24 protein-coding genes are annotated in these 23,721 nt (G+C 63.7%); 12 read left to right on the top strand and 12 right to left on the bottom strand.

The annotated features are described in order from the left end of the window. Positions 1-172: 172 nt before the first annotated feature. The gene (locus CD04_RS0104520) at positions 173-1,606 is read right to left on the bottom strand and encodes an IS200/IS605 family accessory protein TnpB-related protein (protein WP_051848915.1); all 1,434 of its coding nucleotides are present in this window, start codon (positions 1,604-1,606) and stop codon (positions 173-175) included. 47 nt (positions 1,607-1,653) lie between these two features. Here CD04_RS0104520 and tnpA point away from each other — a divergent pair, with 47 nt between their 5' ends. Then, entirely contained in the window at positions 1,654-2,094 is a 441-nt protein-coding gene (gene tnpA, locus CD04_RS25175; protein WP_081857968.1) for an IS200/IS605 family transposase, read from the top strand. Positions 2,095-2,418: 324 nt separating this feature from the next. Here the strand turns inward: tnpA and CD04_RS22445 are convergent, their stop codons facing one another. The 3 genes from CD04_RS22445 to CD04_RS0104535 all read right to left on the bottom strand — a co-directional run bounded on the left by CD04_RS22445 (position 2,419) and on the right by CD04_RS0104535 (position 5,913). Next, positions 2,419-4,452 carry an AAA family ATPase gene (locus CD04_RS22445; RefSeq protein WP_051848926.1) on the bottom strand — a complete coding sequence of 678 codons (2,034 nt, stop codon included), beginning with the start codon at positions 4,450-4,452 and terminating at the stop codon, positions 2,419-2,421. Between the two features lie 115 nt (positions 4,453-4,567). After that, positions 4,568-4,693: a hypothetical protein gene (locus CD04_RS24975; RefSeq protein WP_255331966.1), complete on the bottom strand. Its 126-nt coding sequence runs from the start codon at positions 4,691-4,693 to the stop codon at positions 4,568-4,570. 446 nt (positions 4,694-5,139) lie between these two features. Next, positions 5,140-5,913 carry a class I SAM-dependent methyltransferase gene (locus CD04_RS0104535; RefSeq protein WP_231480467.1) on the bottom strand — a complete coding sequence of 258 codons (774 nt, stop codon included), beginning with the start codon at positions 5,911-5,913 and terminating at the stop codon, positions 5,140-5,142. A gap of 453 nt (positions 5,914-6,366) precedes the next feature. Between CD04_RS0104535 and CD04_RS0104545 the strand changes: the two genes are divergently transcribed. Both CD04_RS0104545 and CD04_RS24980 read left to right on the top strand, forming a co-directional pair. Further along, complete coding sequence (locus CD04_RS0104545; RefSeq protein ID WP_031404606.1) at positions 6,367-6,987, top strand: glutathione S-transferase family protein; 621 nt, start codon at positions 6,367-6,369, stop codon at positions 6,985-6,987. 60 nt (positions 6,988-7,047) lie between these two features. Continuing rightward, positions 7,048-7,173, top strand: a complete 126-nt coding sequence (locus CD04_RS24980; RefSeq protein ID WP_255331968.1) for a hypothetical protein — start codon at positions 7,048-7,050, stop codon at positions 7,171-7,173. A gap of 170 nt (positions 7,174-7,343) precedes the next feature. Here CD04_RS24980 and gcvA read toward each other — a convergent pair whose 3' ends face one another. Further along, positions 7,344-8,288, bottom strand: coding sequence for a transcriptional regulator GcvA (gene gcvA / locus CD04_RS0104555; RefSeq protein WP_031404607.1), 945 nt, complete (start codon positions 8,286-8,288; stop codon positions 7,344-7,346). 344 nt (positions 8,289-8,632) lie between these two features. Here gcvA and CD04_RS0104560 point away from each other — a divergent pair, with 344 nt between their 5' ends. Beyond that, positions 8,633-10,144 carry an acetyl-CoA hydrolase/transferase family protein gene (locus CD04_RS0104560; protein WP_031404608.1) on the top strand — a complete coding sequence of 504 codons (1,512 nt, stop codon included), beginning with the start codon at positions 8,633-8,635 and terminating at the stop codon, positions 10,142-10,144. Positions 10,145-10,204: 60 nt separating this feature from the next. On the opposite strand, the gene CD04_RS0104565 is transcribed toward CD04_RS0104560, so the two are convergent. Beyond that, positions 10,205-10,567 carry a diacylglycerol kinase family protein gene (locus CD04_RS0104565; protein ID WP_031404609.1) on the bottom strand — a complete coding sequence of 121 codons (363 nt, stop codon included), beginning with the start codon at positions 10,565-10,567 and terminating at the stop codon, positions 10,205-10,207. A 365-nt stretch (positions 10,568-10,932) separates the two neighbouring features. On the opposite strand from CD04_RS0104565, the gene CD04_RS0104575 reads away from it, so the two are divergent. The 3 genes from CD04_RS0104575 (at position 10,933) to CD04_RS0104585 (ending at position 13,259) form a co-directional block, all read left to right on the top strand. Beyond that, the gene (locus tag CD04_RS0104575) at positions 10,933-12,222 is read left to right on the top strand and encodes an RNA-guided endonuclease TnpB family protein (protein WP_031404610.1); all 1,290 of its coding nucleotides are present in this window, start codon (positions 10,933-10,935) and stop codon (positions 12,220-12,222) included. 14 nt (positions 12,223-12,236) lie between these two features. Continuing rightward, the gene (locus CD04_RS0104580) at positions 12,237-12,596 is read left to right on the top strand and encodes an OsmC family protein (RefSeq protein ID WP_051848927.1); all 360 of its coding nucleotides are present in this window, start codon (positions 12,237-12,239) and stop codon (positions 12,594-12,596) included. A 93-nt stretch (positions 12,597-12,689) separates the two neighbouring features. Continuing rightward, a complete protein-coding gene (locus tag CD04_RS0104585) occupies positions 12,690-13,259 on the top strand; it encodes a TMEM165/GDT1 family protein (RefSeq protein WP_031404612.1) in 570 nt (189 codons plus the stop codon). Between the two features lie 132 nt (positions 13,260-13,391). Here the strand turns inward: CD04_RS0104585 and CD04_RS0104590 are convergent, their stop codons facing one another. The 3 genes from CD04_RS0104590 to CD04_RS0104600 are packed head-to-tail and all read right to left on the bottom strand — an operon-like array spanning position 13,392 to position 16,590. Beyond that, positions 13,392-14,165 (bottom strand): enoyl-CoA hydratase/isomerase family protein, encoded by a 774-nt coding sequence (locus CD04_RS0104590; protein WP_051848928.1) that lies wholly within the window; start codon positions 14,163-14,165, stop codon positions 13,392-13,394. Continuing rightward, the gene (locus tag CD04_RS0104595) at positions 14,162-15,763 is read right to left on the bottom strand and encodes an AMP-binding protein (protein WP_051848929.1); all 1,602 of its coding nucleotides are present in this window, start codon (positions 15,761-15,763) and stop codon (positions 14,162-14,164) included. The genes CD04_RS0104590 and CD04_RS0104595 overlap by 4 nt, the downstream gene beginning before the upstream one ends. Next, positions 15,760-16,590: an SDR family oxidoreductase gene (locus CD04_RS0104600; RefSeq protein WP_031404615.1), complete on the bottom strand. Its 831-nt coding sequence runs from the start codon at positions 16,588-16,590 to the stop codon at positions 15,760-15,762. Before CD04_RS0104600 ends, CD04_RS0104595 begins: the two co-directional genes overlap by 4 nt. Positions 16,591-16,671: 81 nt before the next feature. Here CD04_RS0104600 and CD04_RS0104605 point away from each other — a divergent pair, with 81 nt between their 5' ends. From CD04_RS0104605 to CD04_RS0104625, 5 genes are all read left to right on the top strand, one after another. Further along, a complete protein-coding gene (locus CD04_RS0104605) occupies positions 16,672-17,394 on the top strand; it encodes a TetR/AcrR family transcriptional regulator (protein ID WP_156030090.1) in 723 nt (240 codons plus the stop codon). Positions 17,395-17,586: 192 nt separating this feature from the next. Beyond that, the gene (locus CD04_RS0104610) at positions 17,587-18,000 is read left to right on the top strand and encodes a hypothetical protein (RefSeq protein ID WP_031404617.1); all 414 of its coding nucleotides are present in this window, start codon (positions 17,587-17,589) and stop codon (positions 17,998-18,000) included. A gap of 116 nt (positions 18,001-18,116) precedes the next feature. After that, entirely contained in the window at positions 18,117-19,190 is a 1,074-nt protein-coding gene (locus CD04_RS0104615) for a hypothetical protein (RefSeq protein ID WP_031404618.1), read from the top strand. 43 nt (positions 19,191-19,233) lie between these two features. Then, positions 19,234-19,779, top strand: a complete 546-nt coding sequence (locus tag CD04_RS0104620) for a copper chaperone PCu(A)C (RefSeq protein ID WP_081857969.1) — start codon at positions 19,234-19,236, stop codon at positions 19,777-19,779. Beyond that, positions 19,763-20,317, top strand: a complete 555-nt coding sequence (locus CD04_RS0104625) for a TlpA disulfide reductase family protein (protein WP_031404620.1) — start codon at positions 19,763-19,765, stop codon at positions 20,315-20,317. Before CD04_RS0104620 ends, CD04_RS0104625 begins: the two co-directional genes overlap by 17 nt. Positions 20,318-20,381: 64 nt before the next feature. On the opposite strand, the gene CD04_RS0104630 is transcribed toward CD04_RS0104625, so the two are convergent. Genes CD04_RS0104630 through CD04_RS0104640 form a run of 3 tightly spaced genes read right to left on the bottom strand, consistent with a single transcriptional unit; the run spans position 20,382 to position 23,656 of the window. Next, the gene (locus CD04_RS0104630; protein ID WP_156030092.1) at positions 20,382-21,167 is read right to left on the bottom strand and encodes a hypothetical protein; all 786 of its coding nucleotides are present in this window, start codon (positions 21,165-21,167) and stop codon (positions 20,382-20,384) included. 30 nt (positions 21,168-21,197) lie between these two features. After that, positions 21,198-21,833 carry a cytochrome b/b6 domain-containing protein gene (locus CD04_RS0104635; RefSeq protein WP_031404622.1) on the bottom strand — a complete coding sequence of 212 codons (636 nt, stop codon included), beginning with the start codon at positions 21,831-21,833 and terminating at the stop codon, positions 21,198-21,200. Between the two features lie 26 nt (positions 21,834-21,859). Further along, on the bottom strand, positions 21,860-23,656 hold the full coding sequence (locus CD04_RS0104640) for a tetrathionate reductase family octaheme c-type cytochrome (protein WP_051848932.1): 1,797 nt from the start codon (positions 23,654-23,656) through the stop codon (positions 21,860-21,862). Positions 23,657-23,721: the final 65 nt, after the last annotated feature.

Genomic DNA, 23,721 nt, shown 5'->3' on the forward strand with positions numbered 1-23,721 from the left:
CCCCCGAACGTGCGCAGCTCGCCTGGCTGTCCGCAACGCTGGCAGGTCGTCATGCTCTGCTGCTCTGCCTGCCGGGTCAGATCACGCAGGCGGGAGCGCAGCTCCTCGGGAACTCGCCCTGGCTCGTGAATGCTCCCGCGACTAAGCGCCTTGTGGCGCTGTAGTCGGGGCATCAAAGGCCAGGCCAGCGCCCGAGTCCTTGATGCCCGTCCGATGAAACTTGGCGGTTAGAGGCCCCACGCAACAGACGGGCATGCGCCCAGATGTCGGCGAGAACCAGAGGCATTCTCTCCACGGCCCCGGAGCTTTTGCCGGTTGCCGCGCCTTGCATTTCTTTGGGCTTGAGCCCCAGGAGCATCGCCAGCCCACGGGCCGCGATGTTCAATGCGCCGTTGAGATCGGCGTTGTACTGCTTGCCCGAGGCGAAGGTCGCCAGTTGGGCATTTCGCTTCGAACGAATGACCTTGCCTGAGCCGTCATACGCCCATCGACTGGTGCCACGGGCGTAGACCTCCAGCACGCGCAGACCCATCTCCTGCGCCTTGAGCGCAAGGGCCTGGATCAGCGCGCGATGCTGGAAGCGATGGAAGCGCTTGCGCTGCTGCTTCGACGGCCCCTTGGGCTTCCAGCCCTTGAGATCTTCGACGGCAAAGGCTTTGGCGCCATGCTGGGCGGCGAATGCCGCCAAGCGCGACGCCAGGGTGCGCGCCGCGTCGAGGCTCAGTCCCTCGATACGGCGGTGAATCGCCGAGCAATGCTTCTGGCCGCGCACGTGGGGGCCGGATTGGCGCTGCTTGGCGGCGATGACGGATGCAAGAGCGTCGCGCTGGTCGTTGTGCCTGCCGCACGTCAGAAACGTGCGGGCGATCACCGTGCCAGTGGAGTCGACGATTGCGGCCGTCGCCGCGGTGTTGATGCCGACGTCCACGCTGCAGATGCGGTGCTTGCCGTGGACGAAGTCTTTGTTGGTCACGTAGTTTCTCGGGCGCAGCGCGACCGGGCAGGACAGCGCGACCTTGGCGCCGCGCACGATGAGCGAGGGGCTTTGGTCGAGCTTGGCCGCCTTCGGCAGCACGCGCACGAACCGGCCCTTGACGCGCAGCGGTTCGCTGAACCGCCACTGACCGTCTGCGCCCAGCAGCTTGACCTGCACGGTGCGCATGTCCTTGCCGTAGAGGATCATGTTGCCGCCGTACAGCGACGGGTAGACGTTGTTCAGCCCGAGCCGCGGGGGCCGGGCGCCTTCTTCGCGGTCGCGCCCGCCGATCTGCCCGTCGAGGAAGTTGTTCCAGTTCGACAGGAATGATGACACCGCGCCGTGGGCTTGTTCAATGGCTGCGCGGCGCAGGTAACTCGGCATCTTGCCGAACATGCGACCCAGCACCGGGTATTGGACCTCCGGGCGCTGCGCGGTCTTGTGGAACAAGTCTTCGATGCTGGCGCACTTGACCTTGCCGTGCGAGATGTCTGCCCAATGCACCAGCATGACGCCGCACAGTCCACGCACGACACGACGAAACGCGGCGACCGTGCGCTCGACATCCTCGCGCACTGCTGGTGAAACGCCAAGCGCATGTCCTTCGGAGCGAAAAATGACTGGAGCCATGCGCTTGATGGTACGATCATCAACTTAACTATTCAAGTGACATGACCATGTCTGACGGATTCAAGACAAGCAATCATGCGGCTTACAGCCTGTACTATCACATCATCCTCACAATTAAATACAGGAACAGGTGCCTGACCGTGGAGATGCTCGACCGACTGCGCGAAATCTTCACCAACGTCAGTGCGTCCTGGCGCTGCCGGCTGATCGAATTCGGCGGCGAGGCGGATCATGTACATCTACTGATCGAGGGGCAGCCCTCGATGGATCTTGCGCGATTCGTCGGAAATTTGAAGACTGTGAGTTCGCGCTACATCCGCAAGGAATTTGCGCAGCACTTGCGCAAGTTTTTCTGGAAGGTTCAGTTCTGGAACAACGCCTACGCAGTGGTCAGCGCGGGCGGACACGCGGGCATCGAACAGCTGCTCGCGTACATCCAGGATCAAGAACAGCCGCCATCGGCGGCTCACCGCTTGACCCGCGACTAAGCGCTTGCGCGCTGTAGTCGGGGGATGCGCGGTGAGTTGCTCAAATCCGTAGTACACACGCATGCAGCCAAACTTTTCCTTGATCTGCCGCAGGCGGAATCGCCGCAACGATGCGGGATCCTGCAGGAGCTCAACCTCGAAACCCGTGAACAGGCGGTCGTAGATCGCCATCCAACCAAGGTCGAAACTCAGCATGAAGGCGCCGGGAAGAATCTGCAACACGTACGGATGGCGGTGCATCAAGGCTTCAAAATCCATGCTGTGCACCTCCGCGATGACTCGGCTCCAAAATCTCCATGTTCGGCTCTGCTTACGCGCACATGCTCAATGCCGCATGGCCTGCGTCGATCCCAGGGCTTCGTGAAGCCACAGCCGCACACGCTGCTGCAAGGCGCGCACACTGGTGACATCACCCCAGGCCTGCACCTCGCGCGCGCTCGGCACGGGCAGCACACCGTGGGGAATCTGCATGCCGTCCTCGATATCGCGCACGATGAAGGGCACGAGCTGGGCAAAATGCTCAGGTCTGGGCTCGGTGACAAACTGCAGATCCAGTCGCGACCGCAGCGGCTTGGAAAGAGCTTGGAGACTGTTGCTGGTGGCCACCCATGACAGCTGCGAGAGGTCGCACGGCGCGCGCAGGAACACATCTCTCCACTGTCGCGCCGTCTCCGGCTCCAGCAACCCCAGAAGGATGGACTCAAGCGATCCTTTTGGCCCGTACCCACGCTCACTGATCTTGTCGATCTCATCGAGCAACACGAGAGCAGTGGCACGCTTGCGCGCGGCGAGCTCGTCCACGATGGGACTGGGTTGGGCGCTGGCCCAACCGCGCGCGGTCCCCAAGAGCAGCTTTTCGTCACTGCTGCCGCCAATCATCAGCGACACCATCGGCAATCCGAGCTCCTGCGCCAGACGCCGCGCCAGGCGGGTCTTGCCACTGCCAGGATGACCCACGAGAAGCGTGGGCTGCAAGCGCAGGATGCGCGCGCCGGCTCGCCTGCTCAACATGAGCGGCGCCAGCAGGTGCTCGACGGTGCGTGGCGTCCACGCAAACTCGGCCATGAGCCTGTCCTGGATCAACTGCAGTTGGGGCAAATCCGGCAACGCGGTCGCCGGCAGGGGACGTGTGAGCACGACATAGTCCTGGAGCGTTTGTGACTCTTCAGAGTCCTTCTGGCTCTGGGCCATCCCGGGGATTGGCTGGGAGATGATGACGATCGTCGGCTCCGGCTCTCCTGCGGTGAGCACCGTTTGCGCCAGCTGATCCTGGAGCTGGCGCTCAACAGTGGGCGTGGCGACCCCAGCACTGCCCAGGCCGGCGGCCAGCAGGCTCAGCACTTCAGTCCAGGCAGCCTGGAGGTCCTGCCGCGCGCCAGCCTCCTCGTCAGCATTCGCCTGGAATTGCTCGTCCCCGTTGGCAGCACCATGACGCAACAGGCCCAGGCGAACAAAGCATGGTCCAAGAACCGCCTCGGCACGCAGGCGGTGGCTGCGCGAATGCCCGCCATCCGCGTGATCCCCTCCGGCGTGCCCCTTTGGGTTGAACGACGCGCCACGCTGCCATGCCAGCGCGAGCCCATAAACCCCGGCCCACGCCAAAATCAGCATGGCAGCCTCCACATCCTCGTCAAAGTCGGAAGGGCCCTTCGACCGGTTACCGGTCGAGGCGGCTTGCAGGTCGCGATCTGCGGCGATGATGTGGCGCAAGGCCGCCGCGAGAAGGCCCGGTAGCGGATCGTGCCCCACCACAACAGCGCCCAGCTCCACTGCGGCCAGATTCATGTGCTCCCGGCCTTTGGCATCCTTCAACAACGGCGCAAGCAAGGTGGCACGGATGCGCTGAACGCGTAAATCAAAGGTCGGAGGCCCTTCGCCCTTGCTTGCCGCCGAGCGGCTTTTCTCGTCGCGCTCGGCGATGATGGTGGCTGCCAAATCCACCAGCGCCCGAAGGTTGCCGTGCGTGGCAGCGAAGTGAAGCAGGCGCTTGCGCATCCGGCGAGCCGTGCCGGCGTCCGTCACATGCAGTTCGAATCGCTCCCGGCTCAACACAAGGGCTTTGCGGGCACGCGCCTGAGGGGTGAGCGCCGGATCGCTGGACGTGATTTCGGCCAGGGCCTTCCAGATTTTCACCGTCGATCCATGCTCGCCATTGGAACCGGGCAAACGCTCGGCGCCGTGCTCGCCAGCGGCAAGGATGAGATAAAGCAGGCCATCGAGTGTCGGATCCGGGAATCCGGCAAATGATGGCATGCCGGCGTTGACGCCTGGCGACAGATGCGCGCTGTCGCCAGGCTCGTTGGACGCCTGGCTGCCAGGGGCGCCCTGGTCAGCTTTGGGGTTGGAGGAAAGGGCCATAGGGGGCTCATGTCGAGTTGGGGCACTGCACGGCGGCAACCGCTCCGCCATCCCGCATGTGCTGCGGGTTTCAATCCGGTGAAACCGAAGTGGCTTGGAGATGACCGGCGCCGGACTACAAAGCGTCACAACCGGGCATGCAGGAGCGCCACGCGCGCACGAGCGCCCCGACGCTGCGGCCGATGTGTGTCGGTGAAGCGCCAGTTTGGGTCTGTTGGGTCTCTTGGGTGCGCGTGGTCATGGAAGGCTCCTGTTGACATCTCCCCATCCTCGGCTTGCGGCCACCGCTTGCGCGGCAACGGCGGGGATTCCTGCGGCGCCGCGCATGAGTGGCCTCCTGCCCAGCCGCGTTGTTGGGTTGCTGCTGCTGGCAGCAAGGCGGCACCACTCACTTCACAGGCGATCCGGGCGTGTCTCGCCCTTGATATGTTTAAATATACAGTATTAACAAAGTGGAGCGCAAGCCCCCAAAGGGATGCCTTGCGCACCCCCGCAACCCTTTCCCGCCCCCAAGCACGAGGCTTGTCGCGCATCCAGACCCATGCCCCATGCTTGACACGTGCGCCTGGCTGCGCCGTCGATGCTCAGCAACGGTCGGCCTTGGCGGCAGGATATGCAGCGGATTTTGATGTCGCGCCCGACATCCTGTTGTCCCGGCATCGGGGGCCAGCCGCCGGCGGCCCATCCTTATTCGGAAACGATCTTTGTTGCCGAATGAAACCCCACCATGCCGGCCCAGACACTAGTCTTGCATCGGACGTCGGAAAATCCGCACAGGCCGAGCACGGTTGACAGCTCTTCGGGCGTATAAAAGTGATGGATGGCGTCGCTGAAATAGGCGCCACAGTTTCGCGATGCTTCGGAGGAGCCGAAGATCGAGGCTGTCAATGCCACGGCCATGCGGAGAAAGCGCAGATAGGACCACTCCACCATGCGGTGCGCGGGCCTGAGCATGTCGCAGTGGTAAAAGCGGCCATTGGGTTTGAGCACGCGGCAGATTTCGGGAAAGACCTTGTCGAGCTGCAAATGGCGCGATGCAGCCTGAAGAGTGACGACATCGAAGGTGTTGTCGGCAAACGGAAGCTCATGCACATCATGGATCACGCTTTCGATCTGCACCTGATTGCGCTTGGCAAGAACCTGGCCGTGCCGCTGCATTTCGCTGCTGCGATCCACCGCCGTGACCCGGATGTCGGGTTGTTTGTGCAGAAGCCGCATGCCCACGTCATTCGTGCCGGCAGCGACATCGAGGACGTGATCGCCGGGCTTGAGGTTGATCGATCGGACAAACTGCCAGACCCATAACTCCCAGATCCCGAAGCTTGCAACAATGTTGCCCTTTCGGTAGTAGGTGGGGACGTCCCGGAAGACCTGTGGAACGCTTTTTGACCAGATCTCGCTGAAATGCGACCGCCGCAGGCTCTCGCGCTGCTTGAACCAATCGATGGGGGCCGAGGCCATGTCACTTTGCTGCATCACGTGAACCCTCTTGGTGTGTGGTGCTGAACCCGCGCACGGCCCACGCAGGACTTCATGCATGGGCGGCCTTTCGCCCGGCACATCGTGCCGCGCAAGGCGGCATCCGATCCATTGCCGTCGGGACCAAACACTCGACAGCGCGCAGCAATGCGCACTCGCCAAGGCGCGACAGCCATCGCATCTGAACCGAGGGCGCCACGCCCCAGCCTGCCGGCTTCGCCGGGCAGGAACGCGCCAGCGCGGCTTCGTCGCTGGTCGGCGAGTTTGGTGCTCGGGCTGAGGACGAAGCGCATGGTTTGTTTGTAATGCCCCGGCGCACGAGCGGGGTTGATCGGGATCAAGGGCAAGCGTCGTGGGGGCGGCGCGAAAAGCCGGGCCACGCGCAATCGGCAGGTGCACGCTATAGTGGGCTTCAAGCCATTTCAAGCGCCTGCCATGATCGTCGTGCATCACCTCAATGAATCGCGCTCGCAGCGCGTCCTGTGGCTGCTGGAGGAGCTGGGGCTTCCCTACGAAATCCGCCATTACGAACGCGATGCCAAGACGCGTTTGGCCCCACCCGCCCTCAAGCAGGTGCATCCTCTTGGCAAATCCCCGGTGATCGAAGACCAGGGCGAAACCGTGATGGAGTCCGGCGCCATTGTCGATTACCTGATTCGGCACTACGGGCACGGGCGTTTGAGCCCGCCACAGCCATCGCGGAACTTCGAGCTGTATACCCAGTGGCTGCACTACGCCGAAGGATCGGCCATGCTGCCCCTGCTGCTCAAGCTTTATGTCTCGCGATTGGGCGAGGCCGGTGCGCCGCTTGCACCGCGTATCGACAGTGAACTGGCCAATCACCTGGGGTATGTGGACCGGTGCCTTGAAGGCCGCCAATGGCTCGTTGGCGATGAACTCAGCGGCGCGGACATTCAGATGAGCTTTGTCGGCGAAGCCGCGCGCGAGCTTCGCGCTGGCTACCCGCACATGGATGCCTGGATCCGGCGCTTTCAGCAACGACCGGCCTACCGGCGCGCCATCGAGCGCGGAGGACCCTACTCGCTGGCCAATTGACACCGCAAGCCCGGGACATGACCACGCCGATACCCGAGCATGCACACTGAATCATCGCCCATGGACCTGCTTCGCTGGATGACCGCACACGTCGACCGGCTCCTGGCCGTTTACGCCGGTATTGCAATCGTCGTGGTTGCCCTGCTGACGTTGCGCGGGGCGCGTCGGCGCAAAAAGGGGCGTTGAAGGCCCGCTGGGCCCGCTGCGGGGTCCACGGCGGGGAGACTGCCGCACGACCCGATGCACGGTTGCACACCGTGCGGCCCCCGGTCAGCCACTGGCGCGTCGACCGCGCGCCTCTGCCTTGCCGGTTTTCCCCCGCAAATTTGATGCGCAGAAGCGCCGGCGCGCCATCCTCAATGCTTGGCACACTCGGCGAGCAGCCACTGCCGAAACGCCATCACAGGCCACCGCTGCGCGATGGATTCGGGTGTGACGAAGAAGTATGCATAGGGCGAGCGTACGGCGAACTCAAAGGGGATCATGAGGCGCCCGGCGGCCACTTCAAGCTCGACCACGGGCCTTAGAGCCAGCGTCACACCCTGCCCGGCAAGCGCGGCCTCGAGAGCCAAAGCGGCATTGGCAAACCGCGGCCCCCGCGTCGCATCGACACCGGTCACACCAGCGGCGGCCAACCATTGTTTCCAACCAGCTTCATGCCGCTCATCCCCGAGCGTGTCGTCATGAATCAGCGTATGGCGCCCAAGGTCAGCCAAGCGGCCAAGGGGCCGCTGCGCCGTGGGCAGATTCACACTGCACACAGGGACGTAGACGGGTGCAAATAGCTGCTCCACATGCAGGCCGGGGTAGGAACCGGCCCCATAGCGTATGGCCACTGCGGCGGTGGCCTCGCGCGGGTCGAACAAGCCGAGCCCGGCCAGACGCGAGCCGTCGGGCCCGTCCACGGAATGCGAACTGCTGGACAGATGCACCTCAACGTCAGGGTTCGCGTCGGTGAAATGCGCCAGGCGCGGGATGAGCCAATGCGAGGCAAATGACGGGGGCGCGTCGACGATCAGCGGGCCGTCGCCTGTGTGACGGGTACGCTCAACCGCCGCCGCGAGGCACTCGAACGCCTCATGGATCTTGGGCAACATGGCCAGTCCCTCGGGCGTGACTTCCAGGGCTCGCGCCAGGCGGCGAAAGAGCTTGAATCCCAGGTAACGCTCGAGCGCCTTGATTTGCTGGCTCACGGCGGCAGGCGTGACGCTCAATTCTTCTGCCGCTTTCTTGAAACTCAAGTGTCGGCAGGCCGACTCGAAGGCTCTGAGCGGGCCCAAGGGAGGAAGACGATAACTCACGGCCGGAGCGGTGTTGTGTTGGGCAATGCGGCCCTGAGGGAATGCAATACGCCAGGAAGGACGGCAGAAAACGGTCATTGTGAGCGATTCTTCCCGGCGAAGAAAGAGATGGCTTAAGAATTTCTAATCCGAGACCTGATAAATGATCGTTTGTCGCCTCAAATTCCGTTCGGTAGAGTGCGAACTGTCTCCTCCAGTGCGAACCGAGCCCGGTTCGTCTGGTTCCGAGCCCGCGATCTGCGGGCTTTTTTTCGGCCCCATTTCTGCCGGCACCGGCGGGGAGACGCCACATTCAGGATGGTTTTTCCTTTCCATTGCATGCAGCCATTGGAGTCATTCAGTCCATGAGCGAAGCGTCTCGGATACAGTGCACCGCCTTGCGCAGCAAGATCATGTCGGCCGAAGATGCCGCCGCCCTGATTCCCTCAGGGGTCAATGTGGGCATGAGCGGATTTACCGGCTCGGGCTATCCCAAAGCCGTGCCTTCAGCGCTAGCCAAGCGCATCATGGACGCGAATCTGTACGGCAAGAAGTTCAAAATTGGCGTGTGGACCGGCGCGTCCACCGCACCGGATCTGGACGGCGCACTGGCCATGGTCGACGGCGTCGAATTGCGGCTGCCGTACCAGTCGGACCCGACGTGCCGCAAACGCATCAATGCCGGGGAGATGGAATACATCGACATCCACCTGTCGCACGTTGCACAGTTCGTGTGGTCGGGTTTCCTCGGCAAACTCGACTTCGCCGTCGTCGAAGTGGCTGGCATTCTGGACGACGGGCGCCTGGTGCCCTCCTCGTCGGTGGGCAACAACAAGACCTGGCTTGAGCAGGCCGACAAAGTCATCCTCGAGGTCAATGCCTGGCAAAACCCGCAACTTGAGGGCATGCATGACATCTATTACGGAACCCAGTTGCCACCCCACCGGCGCCCCATCCCGCTGGTGCGCGTTCAAGACCGGATCGGCGACCCCTACTTGCGCTGCGATCCGTCGAAGATCGTGGGCATCGTGGAGACGTCCAGCCCGGACCGCAACTCGGCGTTCTCAGAGCCCGATGAGAACTCCCGAAAGATCGCTGGGTTCATCCTCGAGTTCTTCGAGCACGAGGTGAAAAAGGGGCGCCTGCCGCCCGAGCTGCTGCCGCTGCAGTCCGGGGTCGGCAACATCGCCAACGCGGTGATGGCCGAGCTCGATGAGGGGCCTTTCGAGAACCTGACCGCGTATACGGAGGTGCTTCAGGACGGCATGCTCCAAATGCTCAAGTCCGGAAAACTCGCCTGCGCGTCGGCCACGGCGTTTTCGCTCAGCTCGGCGGCGCTCGTCGAGCTCAACAGTGAGCTTGCGCGCTATCGCGAGCGCATCATTTTGCGGCCCCAGGAAATCTCCAACCACCCCGAGCTGATCCGCCGCCTCGGCGTCATTGCCATGAACGGCGTGATCGAAGGCGACATCTACGGCAACATGAACTCCACGCATGTCATGGGCACGCAGATCATGAACGGAATTGGTGGCTCGGGTGACTTTGCACGCAACGCCTACTTGTCCATCTTCATGACCCCCTCACAGGCGAAGGATGGAGCCATCTCCTGCATCGTACCGATGGCTTCCCACGTGGACCACACCGAGCACGACGTGCAAATCTTCGTCACCGAGCAGGGACTTGCCGACCTGCGCGGCCTGTCGCCCAAGCAGCGCGCACGCACCATCATCCAGAACTGCGCGCATCCCAACTTCAGGCCTGCCTTGATGGATTATTTCAAGCGCGCTCTCGCGCATTCGCCGGGAAAGCAGACGCCCCATTTGCTCGAGGAGGCATTCAGCTGGCACTTGCGCTACCAGCAAACCGGAGCCATGTGAGCCCGGAACCCCGCGCCACGGCTGCACTGGGGACGTCTCGCGCGCGGGGCGCAGCCGCTTTCATGCATGGCCCAACAGCCTCCAGATTTTCGGCAGGACAATGATGGCGCCAATGGCAAGCGCCCCGATCGACGCCAGCAAGACTGAAGCTGCAGCCACGTCCTTGGCATCGCGCGCCAGCGCGCGCCATTGGGGCGAAGCCAAGTCCACGACAAACTCCAAAGCCGTGTTGAGGGCTTCTGCCATCATCACGAGCGTGATGGCGACAACCACTCCGATCCACTCGCCCGCGCTCAAACCCAACGCCGCACCGAGGCCCAGAACAAGCGCCGCCGCCACCAGGTGAATGCGCGCGTTCACCTGGCTTTGGAACAGAACCCTCAGACCCCTGAGGGCGCAAGCGAAGGATTGGAAACGGGACATGGACTCTCAGCTCTGTAGGCGGCATGGGCGCATGTTTGCGCGCCAAGCGGGCAAACCGACGTTCATCACGCGATGCGCGACCTTTGCCGACCATCGCGCTGCGCCGGGCACGGCATCTGGCGCAACAGCATAGCCCGAAGGCAAGCGCGGCCGCATCGCCGCACCTCATGTTCAAGTCGTTGCCAGTACAGTTGGGCTTTCGCGCGGATGATGACGGAGACTTGACCTTGAACATATGCTCGCGCATTCCCCTTCCTAGCCCGGCCCGACGCACAGCGTCGCTTAGGCGAAGCCGTCCGGGCAGGAGGGGGTCAAGCGGGCGGGTTTCGCTTGTTGTTCCGTCGATGGCTGGATAAAATACCAGCATGCAACGGCGCAAAGTCACGCTCAAACTTTATCCCAATGCCGCGCAGATGGCGCAGCTGGATGCGTGGACGCGGCTGCACTGCGAGTTGTACAACGCGGCGCTCGAAGAGCGCATCGACGCCTGGCGCAAGGCGGGCAAGTCGATCTCCTACTACGACCAGCAAAACGTCCTGCCGCAGATCAAGGCCGATCGACCCGAGCTCAACGAACTCGGCAGCCACGCCTTGCAGCAGACGCTGCGGCGGCTCGATCTCGCATTCCAGTCGTTCTTTCGCCGCGTCAAGGCGGGGCAGACGCCCGGCTTTCCGCGATTCAAATCCAGCATGCGGTTCTCCGGCTTCGCCTATCCCGATCCGGCGGGGTGGAAGCTCATGCAGCATGGCGGCAGCGGCGCAACCCTGCGCATCGGCAGTGGCGAGGCCGCCCTGTCCATCCGGGCGCGCGGACGGCACCGCTTCGGGCCGGATGCCAAGCCCAATGACATCACGCTGACGCGCCGCAACGGCCAGTGGTTCGTGTCGGTGACGCTGCGCGTGCCCGACGACGCCTGTGCGCGCGAGCGCACCGCTGACATGCGGCGTGGCGTGGATTTCGGGATCAACGACTGGGCCACATTCGACGCGGGTCCGCCCATCGCGAACCCGCGCTGGGTGCGCGAGGAACTGCCCCGCCTTGCAGCGCTGCAGCGCCAGCGTGCACGCAAACGCAAAGGCTCCGTGCGATACAAGCGATTGAGCCGCGGCATCGCGGTGCTGCATGATCGCATCGGCAATCTGCGCCGGGACTTCGTGCACAAGGAAACGACCAAGATGGTGCAGCAATGCGCCGTTCTGGCGACGGAGCAACTGGCTCCGAAGACCATGAGCCGCAGCGCGAAGGGCACGGTGGATGCGCCGGGCCGTCGCGTGCGGCAGAAGGCCGGACTCAACCGCGAGATCCTCTCGGCGGGGTTCGGCATGGCGCATCAGATGCTGGCGTACAAAGCGGAAGAAGCTGGTACGCGACTGCATCTGAGCAACACGCGCCAACTCAAACCGTCGCAGCGCTGCTCGGCCTGTTGGGAACTCGTTCCCAAGACGCTCGCAGACCGCATGCATGTCTGCCCGCATTGCGGGCACATCATGCAGCGCGACCAAAACAGCGCGTTGGTGGTTCTCATCGACGCATTCAACACGCAGGACGCGCCTGGGACGGGCGTGGCGGCGAGACCCAAACCTCTGCCCCGGCAACCGGGCAAGTCCAAGTCTGTGACCCGCGAAACCCCCACTACAGCGCCGTCAGGCGCTTAGTGGCGGGAGAGTTCATGGAGCTCTATCGCGATACGCCGGCGGCGGCGCTCGTGACCTTGAAGGCCGAGGGCAACCTCGCCGAAGGCATCAGCTGCAAGATCGAAACGGGCAAGGCGCTCGGCATCGAACTTCGAGGCGCCACGCTTCGCGCTGAAGGTGACCTGGATTTTCGCGGCACCCTCGGCGTATCGAAGGCTATACCCGTAGGCTTCCAGGACATTCGCCTCACGTTCGACCTCGACACCGATGCCTCGGAGGAACAATTGGAAACGCTGCTTCGACTGACCGAACGCTACTGCGTCGTCTATCAGACTCTTGTGCGCTCGCCGGCACTCAGGATCAGCCATCGAACCCTTTCCAGCAAAGCCCCATAGCAGTCAAACCCCATCGATGGCTCGCACGGGCGTCCTGAGCATCAAAATGCCCGCGACCCCAAATCGCCTGTGCCATCGCACCCATAAGCCTTCATGCATCCGTTTCTCGTAGCCACCGGCCTCGTCGCACTGGCCGAAATGGGCGACAAGACGCAGCTTCTCTCGCTTGTTCTCGCCGCCCGCTACAGACGGCCTGTGCCGATCATTCTTGGCGTGCTCGTTGCGACCGCGCTTAACCATGGCATGGCGGCGGCCCTTGGGGACGTGCTGGCCCGGGTCCTGACACCATCAATCCTGAACTGGGCGGTGGTCCTGTCGTTCGTCGCCATGGGTCTGTGGATTCTGGTGCCGGACAAGCTCAATCAGGATGAACTGCCGCAGCGAACCGCCTCGGGTGTTTTTGCCACAACGCTGCTGTCGTTCTTTGTGGCGGAAATGGGCGACAAGACCCAGATCGCGACGGTCGCCTTGGCTGCGCGATTTGCCGAATGGCTCCCGGTCGTTGCCGGCACAACCCTGGGCATGATGCTCGCCAACGTTCCTGCGATCATCTTCGGAGATCGCTTCGCACATCGACTCCCTGCCCGATGGATCCAAGCGACGGCAGCCGTTTTGTTCATTGTGCTGGGCGGGATCGCGCTGGGGCACGCTCTGCACGGTTAAGTGGCGCTCGCGCTCAAGCCAGTGCCGCGCCGAGCGGTCGACGCAACGAGGCCGGCAGCCGATTCCTGAGCGGCGCCTGCCCAGACGCGGAGTTTGCACTTGTCGACGCAGACGCAATCGCGCATCGCACCATCAAAGCCTCGAGCGTGCAAATGCATCCACGCGGCGCGCGGTATCGGGATCCGCGAAGCATGCCATGGCTGCCTGCCGCTCATACTCCAGCGCACAGATGAGCTGGGCACCGAGGCCCGTGGCCATGACGCGCTTGAGTTGCGTGGTGGCCCGCTGCGATCGCGCTGCGACCTCGGTGGCCCATTGGATGGCCGTGCTGAGCATTGCGTCGTGCGCCACAACCCGGTTGACCAGGCCCAGGCGCTGCAGCGCCTGGGCATCAAGCCGCTCGCCCAAGACGATCAGTTCCATTGCCTTCTGGTAACCCACAGCCTGGGGCAACAGATGCGTGACCCCACCGGTGACGAAATGCCCAAGCGCCATCTCGGGGAAAAACGCCACGAGGTTGTCGGCGGCCACCACCATGTCGCAGTTGAGCATCCATTCGAACCCGCCACCAACGGCATACCCGTGCATGGCGCCGATCACCAGCTTCGGTCCAAACATGATGTCGCGCGTGATCTGCTGGATGCGCTCGCAAGTCTCGGCTACGCAGGCGGCTGAGGCCGCTTGCATGCCGAACTCCTTGAGGTCGTCGCCAGCGCAAAACGCGCGCCCTGCTGCCGTCAGGACGATGGCGCGCGTGTCGGGGTCGGACTGGGCGTCCGTTAACGCCTGGTGCAGATGCGCCAGAAGGTCGGCGCCAATTGCATTGAGGCGTTGCGGACGGTCGAGCGTGACGATGCTCACCGGGCCCTCAGTGTGCAGCCGGGCGTACTGGGTTGTGGGGGTCATTGCCTCTCCTGATGCTTGATTGGTGGATGCGTGTGCCGCTGCGCGACATCGGCCTCGCGGTCCCAGGCACCGCTTGTGCCCAGCTCACGCAGACGGAACTTCTCCACCTTGTCGGTTGGCGTCATGGGCAGCGCATCCATGAAGCGCAGGTAGCGAGGCACCATGAACCGTGGCATGCGCTGCATGCACCAGTGGGTGAGCGCCTGCGGCGTGAGCGTGCTGCCCGGGCGCAGGACCACACAGGCCAGCACATCCTCCTCGGTCAGATCACTGGGCACACCCACCACAGCGCAGGCAAGAACTTCGGGGTGCATCTCCAGGCCGATCTCCACTTCCATCGCGGCGATATTCTCACCGCGGCGACGCACGATGTCCTTGCGCCGGCCGACGAAATAGAACCAGCCGTCGGCATCGCGCGTGAGCAGGTCCCCGGTGTGAAGCCACTGGTCGCGAAAGGTGCAAAGCGTTGCCTCGGGCATGCCCCAATACCCGTCCATCAGCACCGAAGGCTCCTCGGAGCGCACCAACAATTCGCCTGGGGTCCCCGGAGGCACCTCGAAACCGTCCTCATCCACCAGCCGTACCTGCCATGGCCCCAGCGGCTTGCCACAACTGCCCGTACGTCGCGGTTCGTGCTGGGGCGTATAGAGGATGGCACCCACCTCGGTCGCACCGTACAGTTCGACCAGCCGGCAGCCAAAGCGCGCCTCGAACGCGGGCGCCCATTCCGGCAGGGGCACACCCCAACCCAGCCGCGCGGCGTGCTCGCGGTCTCGCGGCGAGGCCGGCTGTTTCCACAGCATGGTCAGCGTGGCGCCCATGAAGTCGAACACAGTGCCCTTCAGCGCCCGCATCTCATCCCAGTAGCGCGACACACTGAAGCGCTCGCCGATGGCTGCCACGGCGCGCAGCAGCAGCGCCGGCGCCAGGGTCATCACGGTTGCATCCAGGTGGAACATCGGATAGGGGCAGTACAGCACATCCTCGCTGCGCAGGCCAAGACCCTCGATCACGCCTTGGGCCTGGCGCAGGACGAAACGGTGCGAGATCTTCACCGCTTTCGAACTGCCGGTTGTGCCCGACGTGTAAAGCAAAAGCGCCAAATCGGAAAACCGGGGCGCCGCGCATGGCGCAGGCTCGGTGCCGGCCACGATCAGCGATTCCCAGGCCAGCGCCGGCCTCACCCTTTCGGCGCCTCCCACCACGACCACCCGTCTGATCGTGTTCAGCTGCGCGCGCACGGCTTCAAACTGTGGCCATAGCATGTCGTGCACCACGAGCAGCTCGCTTTGCACGAGATTGAGTGCCTGGGCCAGAACCGCACCCTTGAACTCGGTGTTGACGGGTGCGGCCACCGCACCCAGCCGGGCAAGCCCGAACCAGCACAGCGCCAGTTCGACGCAATTGGGCAGCAGCAGGCTTACATTGGCCCCAGCACGCACACCCTGGGCGTACAGACCCGCGGCGAGTGCTTCGGACTGGCGCTGCACCTCCCCGAACGTCCATTCGCCATGCATAAAGCGAATGAAGGGTTTCGCCGGGGCCTCGGCTGCGGCCTGCCGCAGTTCGTCGGTCAGGGTCTGGGTGAAGCTGCTCATGCGTCCCCCGTGAACGGGATTGTCTGGCCATGCGGCGCGACCGGCCAGTGCTCGCGCCGATTGGGCACGGCGCCGTCGATGCGCAAGACCGAGCCCGAGATGAAGGCTGCTGCCGGTGACAGCAGGAAGATGATCCCCGCAGCCACTTCGGCCTCGGTGCCAAGGCGCCCGGCGGGCACCAGCTCGGCGAATCGTTCGATCACGGGGCGGTATGCATCGGGGTAGCTCTCCAGGCCCGATGATGCGATCCACCCGGGCGCCACCGCGTTGACCCGCACCGGGGCCCATTCATACGCGAGCGTCTCGGAGAGATTGAGCATGCCCGCACGCGCAGCACCCGAATGCGCCATGCCGGGCATGCCACCCCACATATCCGCCAGCATGTTGACAATGGCGCCGCCGCCCCGCGCCTTCATCGATTGCAGGTAAACCTCGCGCGCGAACAGGAAGCCACCGAGAAGATTGTTGCGCACTACCGCATCGAAACCGTTGGCCGAGATGCACTCGGCAGGACTGAAGAACTGGCCACCGGCGTTGTTCACCAATCCGTCGATCGCGCCCATCTCGGCCACGGCGTCGGACACCACGGCCTTGACGCGTGCCTCATCGCGAATGTCACAGGCATGCCAGCGGACCTCGGTCCCATGCGCGGCAACGCGTTGCCTTGCGCTGGCGAGCTTGTCCGCCGATTGTCCGACAAGAACAAGGTTGGCACCCAGCCACGCCAACTCCTCCGCGGTGCGAAGGCCAATGCCTGAGCCGCCGCCGGTGACGATGAAAACCTTGCCCGCAAAAAGGCCCGGGCGGAATTGGGACAGGCTCGACATACATTCTCCCAAAAACAAATATGATTATGACCTCATGTTTTGTTTTCGGCAACCATCAAGTGGAGCATCCTCAGGCCATTCATGATCTCCGCATCCCCCCACACCCCTGCATCCTGCGCCGCGCGCCAGGACGAAGCCGGCGATCTGTCGTTCCGCACGCACCTGCAGGCTCGGTCGGCCATACCCGGGCTGCGCAAGGGGCTGCGCACCGGTCTGCGCATTCGCGTTGCGGCCTGCCAACTGCTGGAGAGCACCGGGCCCGACAGGCTGAAAATTCACGATCTGTGCGAGCGCGTCGGGGTGTCCCAGGGCACCCTGTACCTGTACTTCGCCGACCGCGATGACCTTCTGGCCACCCTTTTGCAGGAGTTCGTCGCATTCCTGCACAAGGGAATGGCTGCGTCCACGCGCCAAAGCCCGTCCCCTGAAAACTCCGTGCGATTGGCCACGCTGAGCTACTGTCGCTACTTTGAAGCGAACAGGGGTCTGATGCGGTGCTTGCTCCACCATTACGAGACTTTTGCGAAGGCGCGCGCGGTGGTGGACGCCTGGAACGGGGTCTGGATCGAGACCATCGTGCGTTCCGTGCGACGCTGGCAGCGCCGCACCGGCCGCGCCGCAACATCCCCGCGAGATCTGCGACGCCGCGCCTACGCGCTCGGCGGCATGGTCGACCAATACCTCAACGCAATTTACCTTTACCAGGATCCGAATCTCGCCCCGGTGGCAGGCGACATTGACGCGGTGGCCGATACCTTGACGTTCATCTGGCTGCGCGCATTCGATTTGGTGCCCGATCGGTAACGCAATCGGTCGGAGCTTGGCTGGCGTGGCCCCGCCAGCGTGCCGCCTTGACGCGCATGCCCAGATGCTTGACCGCATGTACGTGACGCGCAAGCGCCCGTCGCCCGCGCCTGAGACTGCTCGCTGCGCCTGCCGGTCGGCGTTGCCACCTCCGCTACTATCGGCGCTTTGCTCGAACACTCTCGCCTCCGCATGTCTGCCTTCTCACGCTTGCGCCGTTGGGCCGGTTGCCGCGCCAGTCTGATCTGGCTGCTGCTGGCCTACGCCTGCACGCCGTGGGCGCAGGCGCTGCAGCCGCTTGCGCAATCGATTGAGATCCCCTATTGCGCAGCGGGACTCGCACAGTCTCAATCCGCCAGCCATGTACCGACGTCGGGCACACCGGCCACGCATGGCCAGGCGCACGCATGGCTGATCTTTGCCCTCGACGGCGGCTGCGCAGTGCAGTCACTGCAAGCGGCATTCGGGCGCAATCCACAGCTGCAACCTGCCGTGCCGCGGCGCCAGGCGCCCCTCCTGGCCGCATCGCCTTCACCGCGATCCGGAAACCTCGGATCCGTGCGCCCTCGCCCGCGCGCTCCGCCGACCCTTCTCCAAGCAGTCTGACCGTTGATTGGCACGGCCGCTCCAGCAGCCGCTGCCCGCCTTCATCGTTCAAGCCCCGGTATCCGCATCGCCACCTCTTGAGGCGATGGCGGCGGGGCCGCTTGGGAGTCTTCAAGATGCATCAGTGGTTACCCCCCCTGCAGCGCGCCGCGCTTGCGGGTCTTCTCGTCACGGCGGCGCCCCTGCCGGCGTTCGCCTGCGCCAGTTGCGGCTGTTCGCTGTCCACGGACGCTGCCATGGGCTATGCAGCCAGCCCTGGCTGGCGCCTGAGCCTGCAGTACGACGCCATCAACCAGAATGAGTTGCGCACCGGAAGTCATGCCGCGAGCCCTGCGCAGGTGGTCAACGAGCCGACCACCGGCGAGTTGGAACACCAGACCGTCAACCGGTACGTCACACTCGGGCTTGCCTATAGCCCCAATGCCGACTGGAACTTCAGTCTTCTCATTCCCTACATCGACCGCAGCCACAGCAGCTACACGGACCAGACGTCGGCGCCGTTCGACAACGCCCAGCTTGCGCCTTCCCATCTCAGCACGGCGCAGGTGTCGGGACTCGGAGACATCAAGTTCATCACCGCGTGGCAGGGCCTGCTGCCAACCCACAATCTGGGCCTTCAGCTTGGCGTGAAACTGCCCACGGGCGACTACGGCGGTGCAAACGCTGCCGGCACCGCGGCGATCGGACATCACCCCGCCGCCTTCGACAGTGGCCCGACCTCACTGGTGCCCTCGCCAGGCAACCTGCTCGACACCAGCCTGCAGGCCGGCACCGGAAGCACCGACCTGATCATTGGTGCCTTTTACTATCAGGCGGTCAGCCAGGACTTCGACGCATTTGTGAATGCGCAGTTTCAGGCCGCGTTGGCCCACCGGCTTGATCAGGCTGGCCAGGACTACCGTCCTGGCAACCTGACAACGATGAGTTTCGGCCTGCGCGATGAAGCCAATCCGGACGTGGTGCCGCAACTGCAGGTCAATCTCACCCGCAAGAGTGCCGATCAAGGCGCGCTGGCCGACACGCTCGACACCGCCGGCACCATCGCCTACCTCAGCCCTGGGGTCAGCCTCAGGGTCGCCAAGGGCGCACAGCTCTATGGATTCATCCAGCGTCCGGTTTACAGCCGGCTGGACGGGTACCAGTTGCTGCCGCGTTGGACCGCAACCGCTGGGCTGAGCTATGTCTTTTAACCGCGGCGCTCGCGCCGATTTTTCAACCAAGGAAGCCACGACCATGATCAAGACCCTGAACTCTCACGCCCATCGCCTGCCGCGCCGCGTTGCGCTGACCTTCGTACTGGCCGCCGCCGCACTGGCCGCTTCGCCCGCATTTGCCGCGGACAGCGCGCCGGTTCAGGCCAGCAACGCCTGGATCCGGTGGCTGCCAGCCGGGCTGCCAGCCGGCGGCTACATGCAATTGCGCAATCTCTCCGACAAGCCTGTGGATCTGGTCGGCGCAACCAGCGCCGACTATGGCAACACGATGCTGCATCACACCGTCAAAAAGGGCAATACGATGGAAATGCTGCCCGTCTCACGCGTGACCATCCCGGCGCATGGCAGCGTTGCGTTCCAGCCAGGCGGGTATCACATCATGCTGATGCAACCGAAAAAGGCGGTGCAGCCCGGAGACCAGGTGCCGATCACGCTGGAGTTCTCCGGTGGCAGCACCCTGCGCGTGGAGTTTCAGGTGCGCAAGGCCGACGCCACCGGGCCGGGGGCCGCTGGCGGCGTGAACATGCACAGCATGCCGGGCATGGGTGATGGCCAGACCAAGTGATCACGGACGTCGCGCCTTGCTGCGCGACATCCTTTCCCTTGGTATGGGTGCGGCCGCCAGCGGCTTGACCCAATCGGCGCGCGCCGACGACTTGCGCGTTGGCGCGCCGGCGCCGCCGCTGGTGCTGCACACGCTGGCCGGGGATTCGATTGCAACCCGCGATCTTCTCGGCCAGATCGTCATCGTGACCTTCTGGGCGAGCTGGTGCGGTCCCTGCCTTGCCGAGCTGCCGCTTCTGTCTGCCTATGCGCAGCGGCATCGCGCGCAAGGCCTGGCGGTGCTGGGGTTCAGCCTGGACGCACCGGACACCCTGCCCGCTGTTCGATCGATGGCGGCCACTCTGAGCTTTCCGGTCGGTCTGCTGGGCAGCGCCTACGCCGGAGCGTATGGACGCATCTGGCGCATTCCCGTGAGCTTCACGATTGACCGCCGGGGACGTCTCGCCGATGACGGCTGGCAGGACCGGGACCCGGGCTGGACCGAGGCTCGGCTCGAGCGCGTCGTCACGCCGTTGCTGAGCGGTGCGCCAATGGGCTGACGCACCGGGACAAATGGGGTGCATGACCCGGGAGCGGTCTGAACAGGAACGCTCCCGCCGCGGCTCAGGACCCCTTCGCCTGCGTGATCAGCGCGCCGCCCACGGTATCCCTGAGCGTGATGGAGCGCAAATCGAGCTCCAGGCGATGGCTCTTGCCCTGGGCGCCCTGCACATGGGCGACGATATCCATGGAAAAGTGCTCGAAGTTCCCGATCGCCGGATCGAGAATGGCGATGGTCTTGGGATCCGTGCAATGCAGTTTGCGGAAGGATTGCGCATCCGTATAGACGTAGTGATAAGGCGAGTTGTCGAAGTAATAGCCAACCCCCTTGATGAACAGGCGGTTGTCAAGTGGATACGCCTGGGCTGCCTTGTCATACGCGTCCAGGGCAATGTCGTTGACCTTGATCAGCACATCCGGATGCGCCTTGGCCGCCTGAATCAGGCGCTCGATGGCCTGCGCCTGCGCGGCGCTGGCCTGCACGGGCACCGGTGGGACGATGTTCTCGGTGTTTTCGGTCAGGATGGCGCTGTCGTCAACCGGCAAGCCCGAGTAGGCGTAGACATAGATTTTCAGCAACACGTCGGAATCGAGCACCGCCAGACCATGCTCGATCTTGAGCACACCACCGTTCAAGGCGCGATCCATGGCCGGCAGCGACGGCTTCGTGCCTGGCGTGTCGGCCAGGCCGGGAAGGCTCTGGTTGGTTTCAGATGGCGCGCCAACAGCAAGCGTGCACAGGCCGGGCAGCGCCATGGCGCCGGCAATCACCAGCGCTGTGGCCGCGTGTGCAACTGCACGGCGCCGGGGGCGCTCGCAACGGGGAAACTGCTTCGAAGTGGAGAGCATGATGGTGGTCACCTTTGTCGCGCGCGAATCTCATGCGCCTGTCGAGGAGGAACCCTGGGCTTCGTCGCTGCCGCTTTCCCAGCCCGTGATCATGGCCTGAATGTAAGCGGTGGGCGTTTTCCCGGTGGTCGCCAGATACACGTGGGCGATGAAGAACAGAAGCATCATGTAGGCCGCTGCGGTGTGCGTCCAGGCGACTGCGGTCAAGCTCAGCCCCAACGGCATGACGCGTGTCCAGTCGTAGGCGAAAATCAGCAGCAGTACGCCGCTGGCCCAGATCAGCGGGTTGATCATCAGCTTGAGCCACAGATACGCCAGGCGCTGCAGCGGGTTGTGCTTGTGCAGCAGCGTCGGCTCGTACGGGTGGCGCTCGCCGCGGAACATGCCCCAGGCGTAATACCGGGCAACCTGGGCCATCCTTTGAAAGGTCGGGATGTATTGTTTCCACTCTCCCGTGGTGAAGTGCCAGAAGATGGCAAAGGTCCACAGGGTGACCAGCAGCCATGCGGCGTACTCATGAATGAGCAGCGCATTTCGGAACCTCAGTCCGCCCAGATAGCCGTGGATGGCAAAACCGGTGTACAGCATGGTGATGACGAGAAGGGCCTGGCTCCAATGCCAGAAGCGTTCGAAGCGTTTGAATAGATACAGACGATGCTCAGCCATGATCATGTCTCCTTGACGGGTGAGTTTCAGCGCCGGCGCAGCCAAAGGCCGATGCGGATGAGCGCGTGGATCACGACGCCTGCCAGGGCAAGCGCCGCAACGAGCAGGCCCAGGCGCTCGATCAGCGGCTGATGGTCACGCGGCCGTCCCGGCATGTACACCCCGTCGATGTTTTGCAGCCGGCCCTGATCTGCGTGGCATTGCACGCACCGCAGCGCGTTTTCCTTCGGCGCCACCATGTGGGCAATCGGCCAATACATCTCGGTCTTCACAAACCCGTAATGACCCGAATACGGCAGGTGCGCAGCCTTCATGCCCGTGGCAATCGACGTGTTCCAGTTGTAGTTCATCGTGTAGGAATCCTCGTCGAATCCAAACGAATGGAAGATGGCCAGGATGCCTGTGCGCGTGTCATACGGCTGGTTGTTGTGATGGATCTTGAATGGCCAGATCTTGGACTGGCCATCGGTGGGGCTGCCCTCGATGGCGTTGACCTGCACGACGCCGTTCTTCTCGTGGTTCTGGATTTTCTCCCCAATGTGCATCCACGTTTCCGTGCCATTGAACCAGCGGTACTGCGGCACCACGTTTTCGGCCCAGCGGAAGCTGCCCTTCACCCCCCAGTAGGTGTTCCAGCCGCGCGCATTCATGATGACCAGCGGTGAACCGTTGGGCGCGAGCTTGCCTGCGGTGGCGTAGTTCCAGTCCATCTTCGTTGGCAGCCCGCCGCGCGCGAACTGCGGAATGTGGCAGGTCTCGCACGCTATATCGCGGGTGTGCATGTTCAGCGTCGACGCCACCAGGCTGGACTGCACGTTGTCGCCCACGTGCGGCGCCTGACCGTGGCAGGACTGGCAGGTCACGGCGTTGCCGTTGTGCGCCGCGCCGCGCATGTACGCGCCCTGCTTGGGATCGGCATCGATCGCGTAATGCTCGCCGCTGACGTTGTGGTCCGTCGTTTTGTGACACTCCTGGCACGAGAAATTCAGGCCCTTGGCGTCCATGTGCACGTCAAGCGCACGCGGCGGGTCATTCAGCGAGCTGTCGAGATCGCCATGCTTGACGCCGTCGCCCCCGCCTCCATAAAAGTGGCAGATGCCGCATGTGTAGCGCGTGGGCGCCCCCACGCGCTTGGCCACCGCGGCCAGATCCTCGGGCTCCACATAGGCCTTGTCCGTGCCGTAGACCTCGTTGCAGCCGGGCCGCACCGCGATCTTGGCCAGCGCCGGATTGCCACCGATGAACGGAATCTTGCGGTAGGTCTTCGTCTTGTCATGGCACACCAGGCAATCCACATGGTCCTCGGTGCGCTGACTGAACGGGATGAACTTGTCTGGATCCTGGCTGCCGTAACCGGCATGACACACCGTGCAGAACTGTTCATTGCTGATGGGGCTGACGCAGAACGTGTTGTAGATCTCGTTCTTGCCCACCATTTGCTTGGTCTTCGGGTTCCACGCCTTCCAGGTCCAGTGGATGGTGGACATGACCTGCTTGGCTGCCTGCGTGTGGCAGCTCAGGCACGCGCGGGTGACCTGTTCGGGCGATGTGAACGGGCCCTGAAGTTGTTTGAATTTGCTGTGGTCTTGCGGCGTCTCGGGCCCCACCGGGCCGTCCACTTCCTTGGGCACGACGTGCCAGGTTGGCGCGTCCGCCGGGCCCGCCGCATTGGCGTTGACGAATTGCTGGGCTGACTCGGCGCCAAACGCCGGCACGCTCAAAGCGAGCAGCCACGCCGCCAGCCACCCCATTGCGATGCGTGCCTTGCGCGCCAGGAACGAGCGATGCAAGCCCGATGCGCTGCGCTGTGTGGCCAGTTTCATAAACGCCTCCTCAGATTAGGCGGATCGTTGTCCGCCTGTTTGTGTATTGGGCTCGTTGTAATACT

Origin of the sequence: Thiomonas sp. FB-Cd (assembly GCF_000733775.1) — a bacterium.
Taxonomy (GTDB): Bacteria; Pseudomonadota; Gammaproteobacteria; order Burkholderiales; family Burkholderiaceae_C; genus Thiomonas_A.